The organism is Xanthomonas cassavae CFBP 4642, from assembly GCF_000454545.1.
GTDB lineage: Bacteria > Pseudomonadota > Gammaproteobacteria > Xanthomonadales > Xanthomonadaceae > Xanthomonas > Xanthomonas cassavae.
Genome location: NZ_CM002139.1, coordinates 828,764 through 848,387, shown reverse-complemented (window position 1 = coordinate 848,387; position 19,624 = coordinate 828,764). Strand labels below are relative to the sequence as shown.

Here is a 19,624-nt window from a genome sequence, read left to right as displayed (position 1 = left end):
ATACTCATCACGCCACCTCGTTGGCTTCAGGTGACAGCAGCATCCACCCAGCGCGGCGCAGATCCTGCGACAGGCGGCTGATGGTCAGGGCTAATCAGGAAATTCTCAAATCCTGGAACTGGGGCAGTTCTCTCCACAGCAGCTAGCGCTGCACTTGCCACCACAAAAAAAATTTTCCATTCTGCTGAGCCCTGTCCAGATTTCAGAGCTTGTCCTAGAAAAGTCCCCATAGTCTCTACCGCAGTTGCCCAAGCGTGCTGGACTCGCGTGCGGAACTGCAATTCAACTGACAACCCCTCATACTCTGGCGCCAGGGGATTGTCATATTTATATATCATATGAATGCCGCGATACCCATCATCCTTCGGCACCTGAACATAATTCTTAGAGTGCGACAAGTCGTGCGAAAAAGCAGAATTCCTATATGCGAACTCAAGCCTATTAAGCTTAGCTATTGAACCAACAATTGCTCGCAGACCACCAATGTCCTGCATCCTTGCAAGCTTCATCCCCTCGAAACGTTGTAGCTTGAGGATTATGGAAGGAGTTCGCTTCAGTCGCTGAGCGACAATAGCCTGCTGATCAATAACCTTAAGCTTGTTTCTCAACGTTGCTTGGAAAGTATTAATTGGATAGCCATGACAAGCACGCCAGTTAGTTAGAACATCCGCGGCCCACATCAATTCTTCATCCGAAGCATTCGGATTTACTAGGAGATCTCCTGCTCGACTAATCTGCTTCCTTGAATAGGCAGGCTTCACGAACGCCACTTCAATCTCTCCTAGTAAGATAATTTACAAGTCCATCGACATGATGGAGATTCGTCGCCCACGAGGTCACGAAGCGAATGACCAGCCGCCCATCGCTGCGCGTTTCCCAGCATTCGAAGTCGTAGCGGCGCGCGATCTGCTCGGCCTGCTGGGCGGTGACGGCGACGAATTGCTGGTTGGTCGGCGAGTCGCTGGTGAATTCCACGCCCGCGGCCAGCAGCCCGGCGCGCAGGCGCTGCGCCATGGCGTTGGCGTGCGCGGCCAGTTCGAAGAACAAGCCGTCTTCGAACAAGGTGGCGAACTGCGCGCCTAACACCATGCCCTTGGCCAGCAGCGCGCCGCGTTGCTTGATGAGGTAGCGCAGATCGGCCTGCAGGGCAGGATGGATCACGACCAAGGCCTCGCCGAGCAGCGCACCGTTCTTGGTGCCGCCGATGTAGAACGCATCGGTGAGGGCGGCAATGGTCGGCAGATCCAGATCGTTACCGTTGGCAGTCAGCGCTGCGCCCAGCCGCGCGCCGTCGAGATACAGCAGCAGATCGTGTGCGCGACAGAAGCGTGACAATGCTTCGAGTTCGGCGCGGGTGTAGATGGTGCCGCTTTCGGTGCTGTTGGAAATGTAGACCAGGCGCGGCTGCACCATGTGCTCATTGCTGTGCACAGCAAGCACGGGCTGGAGCAGCGCAGGCGTCAGCTTGTCGTGCAGCGCCGGCACGGTGAGCACTTTGTGGCCGGTCGCCTCGATAGCTCCGGTTTCGTGCGTGGCGATATGCCCGGCTTCCACCGCGATGACCGCCTGATGCGGGCGCAAGAACGCGCTGATTGCGATCAGGTTGGTCTGCGTGCCGCCCACCAGCAGATGCACGTCGGCCTGCGGCTGCGCGACTGCATTGCGGATCAACACAACCGCACGCGCTGTGTGCCGATCGGTGCCGTAGCCGGCGCACTGCTCGGCACTGGCCTGCGCCAATGCCTGCAGCAAACGCGGATGCGCACCTTCGCTGTAGTCGTTGCGAAAGCTGATGCGCGCGGCGCTGCCCTGCCCGTCCATCACAAGCCCTTTGCCGCCTGGGCAACTGCGCGAAACAGCGCACGTCCCTTGTTCATGGTTTCCTGCCATTCCAGGTCGGGGTCGGAGTCGTAGACCACGCCGCCGCCGGCCTGCACATACAGGTAGCCGTCCTGGATCACTGCTGTGCGGATGGCGATGGCGGTATCCGCATCGCCATGCCAGCCGATATAGCCGACCGCACCGGAATACACATTGCGCTTGACCGGCTCCAGCTCGCGGATGATTTCCAGCGCGCGGATCTTCGGTGCACCGCTGACGGTGCCGGCCGGGAAGGTGGCGCGTAGCACATCGCTGTAATTCAGGCCGGCCTTGAGCGTGCCGGTGACCTCGCTGACGATGTGCATGACGTGGCTATAGCGTTCGATCACGAACTGCTCGCCCACCTTGACCGAGCCCGGCTCGGCCACGCGGCCGACATCGTTGCGGCCCAGGTCGATCAACATCACGTGCTCGGCGCGCTCTTTCGGGTCGGCCAGCAACTCTTCTTCCAGTGCCTTGTCCAGCTCTGGCGTTGCACCGCGCGGGCGGGTGCCGGCGATGGGACGCACGGTGACTACGCCATCGCGCAGGCGCGCCAGGATTTCCGGCGAGGAGCCGACGACTTGCGTGCCGCCGACATCCAGAAAATACATGTAGGGAGATGGATTCAACGCACGCAAGGCGCGATACACATCCACCGGGCGCGCACGGAACGGCACACGCAACCGCTGCGAGGGCACCACCTGGAAGATGTCGCCGGCGCGCACGTATTCCTGTGCCTTGCGCACCACCGCGTGGTATTGCTCGCGGGTAAACGAGGAATGGAAATCCGATTCGTCGATGGCGTCGGAAATCTGCGCCTGCGGGTAGCCGGCGCCGCCCTGACGCAGGCGATGCGCCAGCTCGTCCAGACGCCGGTTGGCGCGTACATAGGCCTGCGGCTGACGCGGGTCGGCATGCACGATCAGATACAGACGGCCCTTAAGGTTGTCGAACACCGCCAGCTCTTCGGAGAGCATCAGCAGGATATCGGGCGTGCCGAGTTCGTCGGGCTTGTCGCCGGTGCCCAGGCGCGGCTCGATGTACTGGATGCACTCGAAGCCGAACCAGCCGACCAGCCCGCCGGTGAAGCCGGGCAGGCCATCGAGTTGCGGCACCGAATGCTCGGCACGCAGTGCATCCACCTCAGCCAGCGGGTCGGCGACCTGCCGGGTGTCGATGACTTCGCCGTGTTCGCTGACCTCCAGCGTGTGACCGCGGAAGCTGTACACGCGCCGTGCCGGCAGGCCGATGATGGAGTAGCGCCCGAAGCGCTCACCGCCCTCGACCGATTCGAACAGATAGGTGTAGGCGCCGTCGGCGAGCTTCAGATAGACCGACAGCGGCGTGTCCAGGTCGGACAGCACTTCGCGGACAACGGGGATACGGGTGTGACCTTCCGCGGCCTGGCGCTGGAACTGCTCTGCAGTGATCAAGACGACTTTCCTTCCGGGACTCTGTGGCGGGGCGGACGACGGCAACGGGCCACCATCGCCACCAGCGGCGAGCGGAAGAGAAGGAGCGTGGGGTCGTCAGGCGGGACACGCACCTACTGTAGCGCAACTGCACGCCCAGGGCAGCAGCCTGCAGCGAAGAACACCGCTCAACCGCAACGCACGGTTGCAAGGCGAAGCGCTGCCGCTCTTGCGATTCCCGATTCCCAGCCTCACCCACCGACCAGTGGGCACTGGGCGGGCAAGTGCATCCGCAACCGCGCCGGCACGCAGTCGATGCGGAACTGCAACGCGGTCTCCGGCTCGCCGTCCAGGTTCAGCGTGAGCGGCTGATGCGAGGCGATCTCCAGCCACGGTAGCCGCGCACGCACGGCCACACGTTCGAGCGCAGCCTGCTTGCCGCTGGTCACCAGGGTGCCGAGCGTGGCGGCCACCTCGCCGTTGAGTGCGGGCACGATGGTGACGTCGAGCAAGCCATCGTCGATCAGCGCGTCCGGGCACAGCGCCTGGCCACCGCCGGCCTGGCGCCCGTTGCCCAGGCCAAGCGCGATGAACTCGCCTTCCCAGCTGAAGTCCGGGCCGCTGAAGCGTGCGCTGATCGGGTCGATCCGGCCCAGCCGCGACATGCCGGTGATCAGGTAGGCCAGCCCGCCAAGCATCTTCTTCAGGCCTTCGTCGGTTTCCACGGTGACCTGGGTGCCGAACCCGCCACTGGCGACATTGGCGCACCAGTGCGGCCCGTGCGCGGTGTCCAGGCGCAGCAGGTCGATCGCCTGCGCCGGGCGGCTGGCGATCAGATCGAGCGCGTCGATGGGGCCGATAGGGATGTTCGCGGCCGTGGCGAAGTCGTTGGCGGTGCCCAGCGGCACCAGGCCCAGCGAGGGCAGCGTGGCGGCATCGCCCTGGTGATGGGCGAGCGCGGCGGCCACTTCGCTCAGGGTGCCATCCCCGCCAGCGGCCACCACGGTATGCACGCCGTCGGCTACGGCTTCGGCGACATAACGCTCGGCGTCGCCTTCTTCCCAGGTGACCCGTACCTCCAGCTGGACCCCGCGCTCACGCAGGCTGCGCACTGCCTGGCGCACGTCCTCGTTGTCGGTGGACTTGCCGTTGAGGATCAATCGCCAGTGGGACGGAGCCATGCGCACTGCCGATGATGGTAATGAGGGTGATGGGAGGCTAGCAGCGGGTCGATGCGTGAATCGTGAATACGCGCATAACCTGGCTGTCATGCCTGTGTCATCGCCGACCCGGAGCATGGAAGGCCATAGCAGGGACGACGGGCGGAGGCAGGATCAGCCTCCATTAAATTAAAGTAAACATCTGTTTTTAATCGCTTTTACGGCAAGCAGCTGTTTCAAATACCCCCAGATATACCCCTAAAGTCACTGCTACGGCTGCGTGGCAGGGGGATCTGCCATCACGCAGGCTAGGGCGTTGATCGGAGTTCGATCGAGCGGCTGAGGGGTGGTATCGAGGCATGGCGGCCCAGAGCCTCCCCCATCCGCAGCTTACGCGCCGGCCGCCTCTATACGATCTGCGCGCGCAATCGTCGCCCCGCCACGCCTGCACGCTTCGTATGGTGCTTTTGCTGCACCACCTGCAATGCACGCAGACGCAACCGCAGCAACGCTATGGGTGGCACTCCAGGGGTGACGATATCCCTGCGGATCCCTGCACCAGCTAGGCGTGCGGAACGCTGGCCCAGCCAGCAAATGGATGCCAGGTGGGCGGCAGCCTGGCAGAGCTAAGAACCGCCGTCCAAGCGCGTTCAATAAGAAAAAAACCTCTCTACTTGCTGAGTTTGACCAACGCTATGGATGGCGGATCAGTATCACCATTACGGTAACGCTTGCTCTAACCCAGCCAGGCGGGCTGAGCTGTGGTGAGATGCCCTGCTGCCTTGTGCTGTGGGCCATCTCCAACGGCCGGCACCTTCCCGTCGCTTGAGCCGTATCTCTGACATGCAGCATTAGCGGGTAACACAGGTAACGCCTGTAACCGGCAGACCGAATTCCTTCGATATCAAAGAGCTACGCTCGCGACCCGCGCCCCAGCCGCTTGGTAACAGGCCGTAACGTGGGTAACGGGGCACCAAGGGTGGAGGTCTCCCTAGCGCATGTTCGGCCACCTACCTTACAGGCATGCCGCCCATTGCCATAGAATCCCTCAGACCAAAGGAATCAGCTGCGATCTGCGGCGCACCCGTCCACGATGGAAATCACCATGAACGATGAGGCAGCAATCCCCGTCACCGTCGCGAGCGACTCCCACCTGGGGGAATTTTTTGTCCTCCGCCCAAGCTTTCGGGGCAATGGTCAGAGCGCTGGTTTGAAGATTGACAACGAAGAACTGCTTCTGCCCCCTGGCATGAACACCCTGGATCCACCCAATGGTGATCCAAGCCAGTATCCGGTGAGGCCACACCTAGTGCAGGTGCCGGGACAGCAAGAGATGCCGCGTGATTTCGAGAAGCTGGCGGGCATCTGGATCGTTTCGGAAGCATTGAAGCAGGTATTCGACGCCATCGATTCGGAAGGCTTCGCTTTTGCGGCTTGCGACTTCACCCTTGCCGACGGCACGCAGGGTCCTCAGTACTACCTCTGCAGCGTGACGCGTTGGCTTGATGCGCTTGATGAGAGTGAATCGCGGGTCCAGATCGAGATCGAACACGATTACGAGACCGGAGAAGACCTCAACTTCTATAGCGTATCCGGCGGTGCAAGCCTTGTATTCAAGCGCGAAGTTGTTGGTAACGCCCACGTCTTCCGTCAGTCACGCCTAGGAACCGAGGCCATTTGTGACCGCGCTCTGTTCGACGCCTTGAACGCAGCCCAACTTAGCGGTCCTTCGCTGCGAGACGCCGCAGACCTCTGACGCGTCAAACCCTCGATACGGATTTCTGAGCGGGAGTTGCACCGATGGCTGATACACCGGCTTTCCAAGGGCACCACGTCATTGAGCAAGCGGCTTTCAGTGAAAGCCGCTTGCTGCAGTCGCTTTCAAGAAGCGGCTTGTTCGAGCTGCATGGTCCACGCAACATCCTCAATCTTCCTGCGGACCAAGCACTGGCCGCGAGGATGGGTTTGTCGCCTCACCCCGGTGGACCGCTTGGGGCGTACTCAGAGGAACTTGCGAATCGGCTGGAAAGATTGGAACTGTCCCCCGACGGGCAAGCAACGCTGCGCGGCGATCAAGCCGCAGCACAGCGCATCGCGGCTAGAGTCAACGGCCTGACCGACACACTCAAGGTGGGCTTGGTCAATGGCGACCTTGTAAGCAACACGCCGCAGGGCATGACCCCGCAGCAGGCGAACGCAAAGATCCGGGCCTTTCATGGCGATCTCGCGGCTTACCAACAAAGTCATGCTGGGCAGATTGCCGATGTGGGGAAGATGGCCGCAGCAGAGGCGCGCTGGGCCGGCGTGACGAGGTCTGAAGGCAATGTCCAACTTGCGTTGGACGCGATCGATCAGCCGGGAACATCCACCCTCAGTGATAGATGGGGCGGCCGGCAATCACTGGGCGAAGCAGTCGCTGAAGCGAACCAAGCCGGGCGCCTGCCAATCACACAACCGATGGAGGCGCGTCTGCGCCTCACCTTTCCTCAAGAGATGCCACCGATCCTGGCACGGCCACCGACTGCGCCCCGGATGCCTGGCGTCCCAGGCGAAGGCAGCGTCGTGGCCGGCGAAGGGCTTGCTGCAGCAGAAGCGGCCGGAGCGCGCGGGCTTTCTGGTGCTCGCGTCGCGGGTGCCGCCGGCGTAGCGCTGATGGCCTACGACTTCGCCGTGACCGGCCATCGCGTGGTCCAGCTAAGTACGCAAGGCAATGACACAGGGGCCGCCTCAGCGGCCACGCACTTCGTCGGCCGCAACGCTGGCGGTATCGCCGGCGGCTTCCTGCTTGGTGCAGGCTATGGTGCCGTCACAGGGTCGTGGACGGGGCCTGGCGCGCTGGCTACTGGCTTGGTTGGCGGCGTGGCGGGCGCCTACCTTGGCGAACGTTGGGCCGAGAAGCAAGACATCAACCGGATCTACACACAGCCAGACCGCAGCGGCAACGAGTGGACGCGCAACCCGGAAGATCCCCAAGGCACCTGGACGCGAACGGTGAGTGCTCCACTGCCAAGCGGTGGCTACCAGGAAACACGCCTGGTTGCGGCTGGCCGTCTTGCCGACGAACTGAATTACCGCGCAGCGAACGACTCGTATTCACTTGGGCTGGCAAATCCACCAAAGCCGCAGGATCCATACCGCCTGGATGCCAAGGCCGAAACGCATCCGCCGCGCGAGCCGTTTGAAACGGGCCGCGACTACGTGCGCGATGCGCAGACGGGCGGGTGGCAGCTTGAAATCAGGGAAAACATTGACGGCAAGATACCAATCACGCGTAACGCGCCGGTCAGTGCGGAGCGTGCGAGTGGCTTGGAGCAGCAGTCGCAGACAATCATCGCGCAGAACGCAGCCAATACGCCGGAAGCAACTGCGGCCCGCTACCAGATCGCCTACAACCAGTTCGGCTGGAATGAGTTCACCAATCGCGAGCCGGTGCCGCAGGCCATCACGAACGCGCGCACGCAGCCGCAGCCCTTACAGGCTTCTGACGGTAACTCCTATACCCGCGACGCCAGCGGCGAATGGACCACGCCCGGCACGTTCTACGGCACCAATGCAGCCACCGGCAACACGCGCGAGGAATTGAACCGTACGTGGCAGAGCCAACAGGCCGGGCTTCAAGACATGGCGTCGATGGCGGAGGTCGCCCGCAGCAATCCCACGCCGACGCAGAGCGACTTGCACAGCCAGGTGGCCGGGATGTACGCCCGCGCCGGCATTACACGCACTGACGCGCAGATTAATGCCGCCACGGCGGCAGTTGCACAAGACCACGCGCGCGATACAGGCAAGCAGATGCCCTTCTTCCTGCAGCTGCAGAAAGATGGCTCGATCGCCACGGTAGTTGGCCAGAACGACGACCGCATGGAGATCAGGGCAACCACGACTGCAGAAGAGATATCGCAAGCAGAACGGCAACAAGCCATGCCTGCCAACGCCATCTCGCCCAATCCCCCTGCGCAGTCGCTCAGACACAACAGCCCGCAGCACCACCGACGCAAACCCCCTTACCCAGCGCACCGTCGTCGCAGACAGCACCGGGACGTTCGTCTGCGCTGGATGACGACCACGCGCAAGGGCGTGCGGCGTCCATGAGCACCACCACAGCACATGTCAGCGCACCGGGAATGAAGACGGGGGCGCGCACTGTCGCATCGCAAGATCCTCGTGAAGACGAGCAGCCATCTGTGAATCGTCAGAGCGCCGCCGGCCCGAAGCCGCAAGATGCTGCATTGGTGGAGCAGCTACGCTCTTCCATCGCAAGGCTCGATGAAAGCGCCAACAAACCGTGGGATGAGCGCAGCGATCGCATGGTTGCGAGCGCGTACAAAATGGCCGTGGATGCGGGGTTCAAGCCCGGCGACAACGTGGAAGTCGCACTAAACACGCCAACTGACAAGCTTCCGGGCGGAGTTACGATGTTCGTGATGCGCTCAGGCCAAGGCGCGTCCCCTGATCCTGCCGCTAATCGGGCGCATATGCCGACCAGCGAGGCACTGGCAGCAGCTCCCGAACACCAGTATTTGGCGGCAAACCAAGCACGTGATACCCAGGAACAAACACGATTGCAGGACCTCGCTCAAGCACGCGATAACATCCAGGAACCGCCAAATAGAAGTGGCCCGCGAATGTCGTGATCAATTCTGATTCGCGCCCTTTAGCTTCGATGCTTAGAACACAAATGATGCATCTTCTTCAACCAGAGCTTTAAAGACCAAATTTCACTTAGTACATCAGTGAGCCAAGTTAACACCACACGGTCATTGCTACCAGGCCCACACTAGTACTAAAGAAGATCATCCATCCGAATGACACCAAAATTCTTTGGCATTAAAAGCTCTGCAGTCCTGGCCTTTATATGCACATCCCCTTGAACTCGAACCGTTTGCCCCCGATCGTGAGCAATAACTGCCAGGTGGTAGTCATCGCCCATCAACGAAACACGAATCTTGCGATCTATATCGCCAACATTAGCTTCCAAGGTTATCACACCCTCAGTCTCGCCTTTTTGACGGACTAGTTTCGTTATATGGCCTGTCAATATCCTATCTGGCAGAACATAGTCATCTTTATAATATTCCGAGACCTTCTTTAAAATCTGAACCTGCCGCTCTTCAAAGTTAAACTTACGAGGCTTGCTTTCAAACATCGGCCCGGATGATGCCGTAACAATAACCTCAAACCTGCGGTTATTTTTCTCTCCACTGAAGCCAAGGAGGGCATCGCAGAGATTTGCGCTGGCACCTGAGTAGACAGCTGCATCGAATACCTTGAGCTCGCCTACGTCTTCGTATTTTGCACTTGCGCTTGAAAGCGCATCTAACCCAGTTACAAGTTTAGAAGTGATGGCCTGCCCCAAATCTAGAGAATCAACAATTGCAACAGCGGCGTCAGGTTGGTCAAGAGGCAAATTTTCTTGATTCGGCGCGATCACATTAACTACATAACTTCCGATCTCTGTTTGCCCAAGCAAAAGAGAGTCGAGGTAGTTGCGAGCGTCCTTAGAAGTCGGGCCAGAGAAATGCCGCCGATTTGAATACACAGCCTGTGCAGCTGCGGCCAACAAATCTTTAGCCTTTGATATAAGTAAAACGCCATCACCAATTGGGATTGTTCCATCTTTTGTGTCTGCGTGAACAACACGGATAGTAATAACGCTCGAAAGAAGGCGCTTTATATCGTTAATTACATTTCCGACAGATCGCTGTTCGAATGATGCAATTGCTGATAGTGCATCACGAACTCTCTGCTTAAAATCTTTCACATAAGAAAATGGAAGTACGACTTCCGCAGCTTCGTCGTTTTGCCTATGCCATATGGTGGCGACACTTCGTATTTTACCGTCTTCGAACCACTGCCTCGACTGTAGGTAAGCGTATATTTGATCAACAGACACGGGAGTCTCTTCAAAGGCATGACCGTCACCTTCCTTCACAGCGACTCTCCCATGCTTGCCCGATCCATCATCTGCCAAAGGATGGCACTAGTGAGGCGCTGGGCGATGGGAATATCCACAGTTACAGAGACTTTATTGTTTGTGGGAGCATAATCTCGGAGTGAAAGCCAATGGCAAGACCTGAACAACGCGATATGGTCGTCATTATGTGTGATCCATTGTTGTAGATCCTGAGGCACGAGCAATATAGCGAGGTAACGCGGCACCACCAAATCATCACCACGGAGGTCGTCGTAATTTTTGATTTTTAGCGGATATTTGATCACCTCATCCACAATCAAATCCTGGGCCGAGCATTTGAGCTGCACCTGAATCATTGGACTGCGTCTTCTTCCCGGACCGAAATTACCTGTCACTTGAAATGTAATATCGATGCTATCGTCATCGATATCGAAAGCGGCGCGATTAAGCCCAGCTTGCGCCGCGAGCGCACTAATATAGGCGGATTGAAACGCTTCCTTCTGCTTTTGTGGATCCATGCGCCGAGCCATCGTCCTTCCCAGACGCTAGATGTTCACATATATCCTGACGAACAGCTATGGGTCGTCTTCCGGCCGCCGCTACCAAGCGCGGCCGGACTCACTCTTTACACCGAAGGGAGGCTATGGGTTTGTTGCCGCAGATGCGCACGGCTTAGACTCAACTTCCAAGTGCAACACCCCGCCTTGACGTAGGGTAGCGGCATGGGCACACAGTACAGGCACCTGGGTTCCGAAGAACGCGCTTTGCTTCAAATTGAACTCGGTAACGGAATGAGCATCAACTCCATTGCAAGGCGACTCAATCGCAGTGCGTCCACCCTGTCGCGCGAGATAAGGCGACAGGGCGAACCTGTCTATGCGGCAACCAGCGCAGCCAGCAACTATCGGCTGCGCCGCAGAGCGTGCGTTCGAAGGCGCCGGCTTGTTGAAGGCAGTGCGCTCTTTCAGCAGGTGCGTGACGACTTGGTTCTGTATCGTTGGTCGCCCCAGCAAATTGCTGCCAAGCTCAAGGCCATGCATCCGGATGATCCAAGTCAACGCGTGAGTCACGAAACAATCTACGCCGCTATCTACGCGCATCCGCGTGGTGGTTTGAAGAAAGAGCTTGTGGAGGCGCTTCGTCAGCACAAGCCGACGCGAGGCTTGCGCCGTACAACCGCTGCCAAGCGCACGTGGGTGCCGGAGGAGCTGCGTATCGTCCATCGGCCTGAAGAGGTGGCGCAGCGCTTGATTCCTGGGCACTGGGAAGGCGACCTGATCAAAGGGGCTTTCAACCGCTCGTGCGTAGGCACGCTGGTGGAGCGAAAGACGCGCTTTGTGGTGCTGTGCAAGATGGATGGCTGTACTGCACAGGATGCGCTGGAGGGCTTCACGCGACAGATGAAGAAGCTGCCGCGTTTCCTACTGGGAAGCCTCACCTATGACCGCGGAACCGAGATGACGTGTTATCCAGAGCTGATGAAGCGGCTCAACATCGATCTTTGGTTCGCCGATCCACATGCGCCCTGGCAGCGCGGCAGCAATGAGAACACCAACGGCCTGCTGCGCCAGTTCATGCCAAAAGGCGCGGACTTGTCCAAGGCGAGCCAGGAGTATCTCAACAACGTCGCCGACCTGATGAACGCCCGGCCACGGCAGACGCTTGGCTGGAAGACGCCGAACCAGGCGCTGGAAGAAGAGATCGCTCAATTCAACTCACGTGTTGCACTTGCAAGTTGAGACCGCCCGGCGTATCGGGCTTGCCGCCAAACCCATATCCACTCCCTTAAGGTCTAGTTCGTGGATGCCGGCGGACTGAGCCCTTGTCTCAGCGACAGTGGGAACACGCTTGTCCAAGTGCCTACCTAGCTGCTCCAGGAATGCTGTTCGCATCTCGCTCTCACTTGCCATTGCACCGCTACGCGTGAGGCCGACCGCGCTCTTGTACAGAATGAATGCATGCGCAACCTCGTCACGTACGTTTTCCACCATGGCGTCGAATGCTTCACGTGACGCCAGTTCGATCACCGCGCTGCGCTTGCCAATAGCCACCTCGGCAAGTTCGGCGACGGTTACCTCCATCGCTGTGATCTGCACTCCGATCTCCTGACGCATAGCGGCGTATTCCTCGACCAGCGTTAACGCCGAAGTTTCAGCCACTCGCAGCTTTTGGATGTCACGGGTCAGCGTGCCATCGGCTTCACGTAGCAGCCCGCTCCATTGCTGGCGCGCTGCGTTGGCCTCTGCCTGCGCCGCATCGCGTGCGCGCGTCATCGTTGCCACACGCTCGGTGAGTGCCTTCTTGCGTGCCAGCGCCTCATGGAGTGCCTGTGCTGCAGCCTCATATGCCGCCCGCACCGGGCATGATTCGGCGGCAATCGTCACAGCTTCTTCCGAGGCGCCACTTGTGTTGGGGACAGTTTTGTCACTCTTGCTCATTCGGTACTACTCCAGTTGTTCGGCAGCCGCATGCACTCACGCACGACGGCAGCCAAGGTGATGACACGCACTGCACGCAGCTCACAACGAGCCGTCGTGCACCTTGCGCGAGTCGAAGATGTATAGGCGTACCGCGCCCATGCCGGGCACGCGCACGACCTGTGAGGGTTTGCCATCGGCTGCGGGCTTGATCCACCCAGCGGCGATCAGCTCACGCGCGGCTTGGCGCGCGTCATGGCCGGCACACAATTCGCGGCGGAACGCTTCGGGCAACACCATGTACTCGGTGACGCCCACCTCATCGAAGCGACGGAAGCCGGCGCGCTCTCGCACGGGGAGGCCGTCTGCTGCGCGGAATCGCTCAAGGCGGCTTTCGCCATGGGCTTCAAAGAACGCGCGGATGCGCGACATCAGCGCATCCGTGTCAGCGCTGCCCGAGCCGCCACGGCGCTGCAGCCATGCTTGGAAGCACGTCGCCACGCCTTTGGTCGCTTCGCCCTTCTGCCAGCCGGTGAGCTGGTGCCGGCAGGTGCTGGCTAGCTCGCCGGCAAAGGCGACGATGGCAAAGCGCTCCGCCACGCGGCGAACCTCACCCGACGCGTTATCCGGCACGTGCGTTGTCAGGAAGCGGTCTGTTGCCTCGCGCAGCTGCGCTGTGAGCTTGGGGCTGTCCAGCCGCGTCAGGTATTCCATCCACAGCGGCCACGCAGCGCCGTAGGAGCGCGCCGCCGCGTCCTTGAGTAGGGCGGAGAGGGCTGCGCCGTCACCGGCGTCGTGGAGTCGCTCAAAGACGCCGTGTCCGGCCTCGGCCTCGGCCGGCACGTCCGCTAGGCGCACGGCCTGCCCTGCCCTGGCTTGCTTGCCAGCCTCGGCCATGTGCTGTGCCAAGCCCACCTCGCCTGCCGACAGGATCATGATGCGCCAGCGTGCCGCCGCACGTGCGTCGCCCGCACGGTTCGCGCGGCTCTTGCCGTTGCCATTTGCCAGCAGATACGCCGCGTCGCCGGCCTGCTTCGGATCGATCTGCGCCAGCTCGTCCAAGATCAGCGTCGCATCGTTGTGCAGCACCGCTACGCCCTCCAGCCCGTTGGCCGTGCTGCGCCACTCGCGGGCGTACTCTGGTGGTCCAACGACGCTGGCGGCCACGCGTAGCGCGGTGGTCTTGCCGCTGCTGCTGCCGCCGACGATGTGGAAGCCGCCGCCCGTGGCGCCAGTGAAGCGCAGCAGCGGGCCGGCGAACATCGTCGCCACCGCCAGCACCAGCCGCGAGTTGCCGGCGCAACGTGCTGCCACTCCATGCTTCCAATCGTCCAGCGTGCCAACCGCCGCGTAGTGATGCTGCAAGCCGCCGCTGTGCTGGTAGACCAGCAATTCCTCGCCGGCACCGTAGCTCTCACCACTGGGCAGCACGTAGCTGCTGTCGTGCCAGCCCGGCACGGCCACGTTGCGGGCACGTGCGTCGATGCGCTCTTGGATGATGTAGGCAAGCAGCCGCTGCATCGTGCTGCGGTGCGCGGACATCTCCACACCACCTGCTGCCAGCTGGCGGACGAACTCGCGCGGGTCGCCCACCAGCATTTCGGCTGGCGCGGCCCACTGGTGGCGATGACCATCGGCGTCGGTCCAACTCAGCAGCCGGCCCCATTCCTCACTTTGGCTATTTCGGGTCTTGGCCTCGACTTTCAGCGGCGAGCAGATGAATTGCGGCTCTGCCTGTTCGCCGTCCTCGTTGACGCCGACGTAGAACACGCCGGCATCGCTCAGGCGGTAGTGCGGCTTAGCTCCGGCAGCAGTATCAGTGCGTGCCTTGCTGTTCCCACTGCCCTTGCGCACGGCCGCCTCGATCGAACTGCGCACGGCCTTTTTGCCCACCGCTTTGGCAGCATCGTTGAAGTCTACGGATTTGATGGTGTTGCTCATGCACGAGGCTCCATTGCCACGTCGGCGCGTTGCGCCTTGGGTTAAAGGGTCACAAAGGTGAGGCGTTTAGGGGTGATCGGGTTAGCGCGGCGGCAGTGCCACGACACCGCCGACGGCGTGCGCTGCGCGTTGGGCATTGGCTAGGCCCGGATTGATGCCGCGGCACAACGCAGTCGCCGCGTCGTCGTCCGCACACAGCACAATCAAGGCGTCGGGGAACTTATTGCGCAGCTCTCTCGCTACGGGTTCAAGGTTGCCGGCGTCGAAGGCCACAGCGGTTGGATAGCCCGTCGCCTCATAGATGCTGGCAGCAGTGGCATAGCCTTCGGCAATACACACCACCTCCGAGACCTCTCGCCCGATGGCGTAATACAGGCCACGCTTTCGACCGCCTGCGAGGAAGCGCTTGCTTCCATCGGCCGCGATGGTCTGCATGCTCCATAGGTGCCCTTCGGCGTCGCGCATGGGCACCAGCAGATGCCCATGTGATTGCCGTAGCCCGTGGGATGACACGCCCTTGGCGACCAGATAGGCATGCGTCGCGCTGGCCGCATCCGCCTGCCGCCATTGCGCCAATGCCGCCTCGCGTGCCGCTGCGTGGCGCCGCGCACATTCGGCCTGCTGTTGCCGCTGTGCGCGGCGCACTTTCTCGCGGATCTCCACCAACTCCGCAGCCGATAGCGAACCACCCTCGCTGTCACGCCATTGCGCGCTCGCGCCGGTCTTCCAGTTGCCATAGGCACCGGCAAGCGGCGGACCAGCATGCAGGACAGACCAGCCACTGCGCTGCCCGCTGCCGTCGCCTTCGGCCCGTACGCGCCGGAGACGACCATCGGCAACAACAGACGCCACCAGCAAGCCCGCCGATTGCATGGCAACCACGAAGCCGTCAGCACGACGCATCGTCAGCCACCAACTCGGTGCTATGCGTGGCGTCGTTCATGACCGCAGCCAGATCCTCGTGGATGTAGAGCGTGCTGGCGGCCATCGATTCGAACGACAGCGCCATGCGTTCGGCCATACCATCGCCCATGCCGCTCAACATCAACGCCGTCCAGCGGGCGCGCCTGAGCCGGTTGTAGCTGTCCTCACTCATCCAGTAGCCGAACGGCAATTCGGGCGCGGTGCACGCGCATGGTGCCTCTGCATCGCTGGCCGCTCGCTCGGCCTGGATGTCCTCCAATTGCAAGGCCATGCAGTCCTCGGACTGCTTCTGTGATTGGGCAGGAGTGAACAGCGACAGGCGGCACTGCACGCGCTGAAAAACGCGGGCCAGCTCTGTGCACTCATGTTCCAGCGGCTCGAAAAAGCGCGTGCGCAGCCGATCTTCAAGCGGATGGCCCTGCAGCGCTTCATCGAGCTCTGCGCGTGCGGTTGCCAGGTGCTTTTCGGCCTTGCACCGCAGGCGATCGATGCGGTGCGCTAAACGCAAGATCTTCTCTGCGCGCTCGGCGTCAAGCACCGCATCTAGAATCGTGGCGCTCACTTGGCCGTCGCCCATGTTCGGTACGCCCGACAGTCCAACGGTCTCGTGCGTCATGGGGTCACCTCCACGCTGCCGACCATCATCAAGAGTTCGCCCAGCGACAGGTCTTCCATGGAACCGGCCCGACGCTCAAGCGCCTCGACCAGCTGGAACAGCGCGGTCATTGGCATTTCGTAGATGCGCAGCAGCTGACGGGTCGCACTGAACAAGTCGTGCATCACCGCATCGTCGTTACCGACCAGGGCATCAAGGTGCGAACCGATCATCGCGCAACCTCCTGCGCGGCGGCGGCAATGGCCTGCTGGATCTCGGCCAGCGTCAGTGCTTCGGGTTGCTTCCCGGTGGCTTGCAGGCACGCATCGAGCGCCAGCCAACGGGAGTGATCCCAATCGAGGGTGTCGGCGATTTCGCCAAAATGATGGGCAATGCGAACGCTGAAACGCGTAGGCGCAATTAGGGTGTCGTGAGACATGGCTGGATTCCTCGGTAGTGTGGGAATCCGCCGCCTTGACTGCAATCAGGGTGGCGGACGGTACGCGGTTGCAGTACCGGCCGAGGACCGGCGGGCCTTTCGGCCCCCGCGCACCGCCCGCCGTAGAATCGGTAGACAGTCGCCCGCGACAATGCTGCGGGCAAAAAAAAGCGCCGAGCATCTGTCGATGGGCGCTGGTGCGCCTCGGTTGCGGGACTGCAATCCCGGTCGCCGATTGTGCGGCGACGTGGGAATGCTGCACGCACTGGCCGCGCACTGTCAACCGGAACATCACGCGTTCTTCCCGACCAGCTGCTTTTCGATCAACTTTGCCTTGAAGGCGGCCTTCTCTGCTGCGCTGCTGATCGGCAGGCAGATTTCGGGGCTTGGGCACGCGCTTGGGGAGATGGTGCGGACGATTTCGGTGTAGGCGGTGAAGGTGTGCCCGCAAAGTGCGTTGCGACACTGAAGCATCGATTCACGGAGCAGCCTGTTGTGGGACACGCTCGACCGGACGATGGCAGCAGCATCACAGTGCGGGCAGCGAAGAAACGCGCGAACGGGAGTGGTCATGGGCGCCTCAGCAATCGGTCAAGATGGTGGGAGCGCCGCGCGTCAACACGATCTCGCCAATCCGACCAGGTCGGTGATGGGTGAAGTGCAGGCCAAGGTTCGGCTGCGCGATGGCGGTGCGCAGGTGTTCGGCAAGGAACTCGGCTTCGGCGCGCGTCAGCGTGAAGCGCTTGCCGGAGATGGTCAGTTGGATGTCGTCAGTCATGACTGTGCTCGCGGATGGGTGGCGGGAATCTGGGCTGCGATCCAGGCATCAACGTCTGACTCAAGCCAGACCGTGACGCGGGGAGAGAGCGGGATGGACTTGGGAAACCGGTCGCGATCCATCAGCCAGTACAGGTGGGATCGAGATATGCCGGTGCGGCTGAGCACTTCGGGCTTACGCAAAAAGCGTTCGCTGCGGCCAGCATCGGGACGTGGTGCGTTGGCCGGCGTGCCTGGTGAGGCGGCGGGTGTTGTTCGGGAAGCGAGCATTGTTTGAGGTGGCGCTTTGACCTGTCGGTCAACGACTGCCATGTGTTTTGGGCTTGCCCAGAGACTAGAAGCCGACGCGTCGGAGTTCACGCGACTGGCTGTGTAAAAACTTTTTTTACAAACTCTGTTGGACGCGGCCGGAATCAGGCGGACAACGGACAGGCGTTGCCGGCCCGCGTAGACGATGCGAGCAAGGCGCTGACGTGCAAGTGCGGCGATACAGCCGGCGAACGGGAGTAAGGAATTGGCAGCGCAGGGCGGCGCATGCGTCTGCTGACGCACGGGCTGGCGAGGAAGAAAATTGGCGCCAGAGAAGAGGCTCGCCGAAGAATCACCTCGGCTGAACTCGCCGACCTGCGTCGCGCAAGGCGCGGCATGATCCGGCGTCCGGGTGCGTCCGGCATCGTCTCAAGGCGAGGTGATTGCTACACGAGTTACAGGGCGTTACTTAGCAACCGAACGCCCGCCACTACCTTCCAAGGCACTGAATTTATTGCGTTATTCCCGAGGCGTTACGCGTGTTACAGCGGTTACCCTGAAAAATGGCAAATCCGAAAATAAAAGTGGGTAGACAGCGGCTAGATAGATGCTCTGAGACCGTCCAAGTAGTCCGCCCAGGCTTGCATCATCTTACGGCGCTCTGGCAGGTACTCGGCGAGGTTGTATGTGCCGCGCACGCCTTTTCGGCGATGAGCCAGCTGGCGCTCGATTGCGTCAGCGCTCCACGCCTGCTCATTGAGTAGCGTCGAAGCCATATGGCGGAAGCCATGACCGACGATTTCATCCTTGCCGAAGCCTAAGCGACGCAAAGCAATGTTCACACTGCACTCGCCCAAGGGGCGCTTCAAACTTCGGATGCTTGGAAGTACAAACTCGCTGCCGCTTGTCATTGGTAGCAGGCGCTCAATTACAGCCATCGCCTGTGTCGAGAGGGGGACGACGTGACCAGCATTGTGCGTATCCAGCTTCTCCGCATAGCGCAATTTCAGCCGCGCAGCAGGTATCCGCCACTCCCACGCTTCCAGATTGATCTCTTCCCACCGCGCACCCCGCAGCTCCCCGGGCCGAACAAAAAGTAATGGGAGCAGTTGCAGGGCCGCGCGCACAACCAGGCTCCCCTCATATGAATCGATAGCGCGGAGCAGCGCGCCAATCTTGGATGGATCAGTTGTGGTCGCATATCGACGCGCGATTGCGGGCCTCAGCGCGCCACGTAGATCACCAGCGGGATCACGCTCCGCTCTACCGGTAGCGATGGCATAGCGAAAGACGAGGCTCATGCACTGACGGATACGATGCGCAGTGGCTTGCGCGCCGCGCTTCTCTACTCTGACGAGGATTGGAAGCAGATCCTGTGGCTTTAAATCGGCGATGGGCACACGACCCAACCAAGGGTAGACGTCGTTTTCCAATCGCATCTTCACCATGCGGGTGTGCGAATGAGCCCAGTTAGGGGAGAAGCGCTCTATCCACTCCGTCGCCACAGATTGGAACGTCGTCGCCATTTCGATGCCGCGCGTGAGCTTTTCCTGCCGACGCAGTGCAGCCGGGTCAACTCCCTTGTCCAAGAGCGACTTCACTTCGCTGCGGCGTACACGTGCCTGAGCACTGGTCACGTCCGGATAGCTACCGATGGACATTAGCTGCTCTTTCCCCGCAAAGCGGTACTTCAGACGCCAGAGCCTTGCCCCACTGGGGCGCAGTTCCAAATACAAACCGCCGCCATCAAAAAGCCGGTTGCCTTTTCCGTCAGGGTTGTAGCGACTCTTGCGGAAAACTAGCTCTGCGAGAGGGGCGGTGCGTTTGGCCATTGGGCATTCAATCGTCATGTACGGCGCAAACTCAGCCATCAACACCAAGCTGCAGCCTAACGGCCGAGGTGGTGCGGCTTCTGCACCTGGGGGTACCGGAG

20 protein-coding genes are annotated in these 19,624 nt (G+C 60.9%); 4 read left to right on the top strand and 16 right to left on the bottom strand.

Annotation, left to right across the window (positions count from 1 at the left end; genetic code table 11):
- Positions 1-26: 26 nt before the first annotated feature.
- From XCSCFBP4642_RS26420 to yegS, 4 genes are all read right to left on the bottom strand, one after another.
- A complete protein-coding gene (locus tag XCSCFBP4642_RS26420; protein WP_152527211.1) occupies positions 27-770 on the bottom strand; it encodes a RelA/SpoT domain-containing protein in 744 nt (247 codons plus the stop codon).
- 1 nt (position 771) lies between these two features.
- Complete coding sequence (locus XCSCFBP4642_RS0103725; protein WP_029218603.1) at positions 772-1,821, bottom strand: threonine aldolase family protein; 1,050 nt, start codon at positions 1,819-1,821, stop codon at positions 772-774.
- Entirely contained in the window at positions 1,821-3,296 is a 1,476-nt protein-coding gene (gene trpE, locus XCSCFBP4642_RS0103720; protein ID WP_029218602.1) for an anthranilate synthase component I, read from the bottom strand. Before trpE ends, XCSCFBP4642_RS0103725 begins: the two co-directional genes overlap by 1 nt.
- 230 nt (positions 3,297-3,526) lie before the next feature.
- Positions 3,527-4,456, bottom strand: a complete 930-nt coding sequence (yegS, locus tag XCSCFBP4642_RS0103715) for a lipid kinase YegS (RefSeq protein ID WP_029218601.1) — start codon at positions 4,454-4,456, stop codon at positions 3,527-3,529.
- A gap of 1,072 nt (positions 4,457-5,528) precedes the next feature.
- Here yegS and XCSCFBP4642_RS0103710 point away from each other — a divergent pair.
- From XCSCFBP4642_RS0103710 to XCSCFBP4642_RS29865, 3 genes are read left to right on the top strand one after another with little or no spacing between them, the layout of a single operon-like run.
- The gene (locus tag XCSCFBP4642_RS0103710) at positions 5,529-6,191 is read left to right on the top strand and encodes an imm11 family protein (RefSeq protein WP_029218600.1); all 663 of its coding nucleotides are present in this window, start codon (positions 5,529-5,531) and stop codon (positions 6,189-6,191) included.
- A gap of 44 nt (positions 6,192-6,235) precedes the next feature.
- Positions 6,236-8,527 carry an AHH domain-containing protein gene (locus XCSCFBP4642_RS29870; RefSeq protein WP_228325826.1) on the top strand — a complete coding sequence of 764 codons (2,292 nt, stop codon included), beginning with the start codon at positions 6,236-6,238 and terminating at the stop codon, positions 8,525-8,527.
- Positions 8,524-9,069, top strand: coding sequence for an XVIPCD domain-containing protein (locus XCSCFBP4642_RS29865; RefSeq protein WP_228325825.1), 546 nt, complete (start codon positions 8,524-8,526; stop codon positions 9,067-9,069). Before XCSCFBP4642_RS29870 ends, XCSCFBP4642_RS29865 begins: the two co-directional genes overlap by 4 nt.
- A gap of 149 nt (positions 9,070-9,218) precedes the next feature.
- Here XCSCFBP4642_RS29865 and XCSCFBP4642_RS28205 read toward each other — a convergent pair whose 3' ends face one another.
- Positions 9,219-10,367 carry a hypothetical protein gene (locus XCSCFBP4642_RS28205; RefSeq protein WP_152527210.1) on the bottom strand — a complete coding sequence of 383 codons (1,149 nt, stop codon included), beginning with the start codon at positions 10,365-10,367 and terminating at the stop codon, positions 9,219-9,221.
- Positions 10,364-10,867, bottom strand: a complete 504-nt coding sequence (locus tag XCSCFBP4642_RS0103690; RefSeq protein WP_029218597.1) for a DUF4365 domain-containing protein — start codon at positions 10,865-10,867, stop codon at positions 10,364-10,366. Before XCSCFBP4642_RS0103690 ends, XCSCFBP4642_RS28205 begins: the two co-directional genes overlap by 4 nt.
- Before the next feature lie 204 nt (positions 10,868-11,071).
- Between XCSCFBP4642_RS0103690 and XCSCFBP4642_RS0103685 the strand changes: the two genes are divergently transcribed.
- Positions 11,072-12,088, top strand: coding sequence for an IS30 family transposase (locus XCSCFBP4642_RS0103685; protein ID WP_029218148.1), 1,017 nt, complete (start codon positions 11,072-11,074; stop codon positions 12,086-12,088).
- On the opposite strand, the gene XCSCFBP4642_RS0103680 is transcribed toward XCSCFBP4642_RS0103685, so the two are convergent.
- The 10 genes from XCSCFBP4642_RS0103680 to XCSCFBP4642_RS0103640 form a co-directional block, all read right to left on the bottom strand.
- Entirely contained in the window at positions 12,065-12,787 is a 723-nt protein-coding gene (locus tag XCSCFBP4642_RS0103680; RefSeq protein WP_029218596.1) for a hypothetical protein, read from the bottom strand. The two genes, XCSCFBP4642_RS0103685 and XCSCFBP4642_RS0103680, sit on opposite strands and share 24 nt — an antisense overlap.
- A gap of 81 nt (positions 12,788-12,868) precedes the next feature.
- Entirely contained in the window at positions 12,869-14,707 is a 1,839-nt protein-coding gene (locus tag XCSCFBP4642_RS0103675; protein WP_029218595.1) for a DUF927 domain-containing protein, read from the bottom strand.
- 81 nt (positions 14,708-14,788) lie between these two features.
- Positions 14,789-15,610, bottom strand: coding sequence for a toprim domain-containing protein (locus XCSCFBP4642_RS24010; protein ID WP_033897959.1), 822 nt, complete (start codon positions 15,608-15,610; stop codon positions 14,789-14,791).
- Positions 15,597-16,247, bottom strand: a complete 651-nt coding sequence (locus tag XCSCFBP4642_RS0103665) for a hypothetical protein (protein ID WP_029218594.1) — start codon at positions 16,245-16,247, stop codon at positions 15,597-15,599. The genes XCSCFBP4642_RS24010 and XCSCFBP4642_RS0103665 overlap by 14 nt, the downstream gene beginning before the upstream one ends.
- Positions 16,244-16,459 (bottom strand): hypothetical protein, encoded by a 216-nt coding sequence (locus XCSCFBP4642_RS0103660; protein ID WP_016905091.1) that lies wholly within the window; start codon positions 16,457-16,459, stop codon positions 16,244-16,246. Before XCSCFBP4642_RS0103660 ends, XCSCFBP4642_RS0103665 begins: the two co-directional genes overlap by 4 nt.
- Positions 16,456-16,665, bottom strand: coding sequence for a hypothetical protein (locus XCSCFBP4642_RS0103655; RefSeq protein ID WP_029218593.1), 210 nt, complete (start codon positions 16,663-16,665; stop codon positions 16,456-16,458). Before XCSCFBP4642_RS0103655 ends, XCSCFBP4642_RS0103660 begins: the two co-directional genes overlap by 4 nt.
- Positions 16,666-16,956: 291 nt before the next feature.
- A complete protein-coding gene (locus XCSCFBP4642_RS26410) occupies positions 16,957-17,238 on the bottom strand; it encodes an Ogr/Delta-like zinc finger protein (RefSeq protein ID WP_084624390.1) in 282 nt (93 codons plus the stop codon).
- 7 nt (positions 17,239-17,245) lie between these two features.
- Positions 17,246-17,443: a hypothetical protein gene (locus XCSCFBP4642_RS0103645; RefSeq protein WP_029218591.1), complete on the bottom strand. Its 198-nt coding sequence runs from the start codon at positions 17,441-17,443 to the stop codon at positions 17,246-17,248.
- Entirely contained in the window at positions 17,440-17,754 is a 315-nt protein-coding gene (locus tag XCSCFBP4642_RS26405) for a helix-turn-helix transcriptional regulator (protein ID WP_235048273.1), read from the bottom strand. Before XCSCFBP4642_RS26405 ends, XCSCFBP4642_RS0103645 begins: the two co-directional genes overlap by 4 nt.
- A gap of 536 nt (positions 17,755-18,290) precedes the next feature.
- Complete coding sequence (locus XCSCFBP4642_RS0103640; RefSeq protein ID WP_228325699.1) at positions 18,291-19,523, bottom strand: tyrosine-type recombinase/integrase; 1,233 nt, start codon at positions 19,521-19,523, stop codon at positions 18,291-18,293.
- Positions 19,524-19,624: the final 101 nt, after the last annotated feature.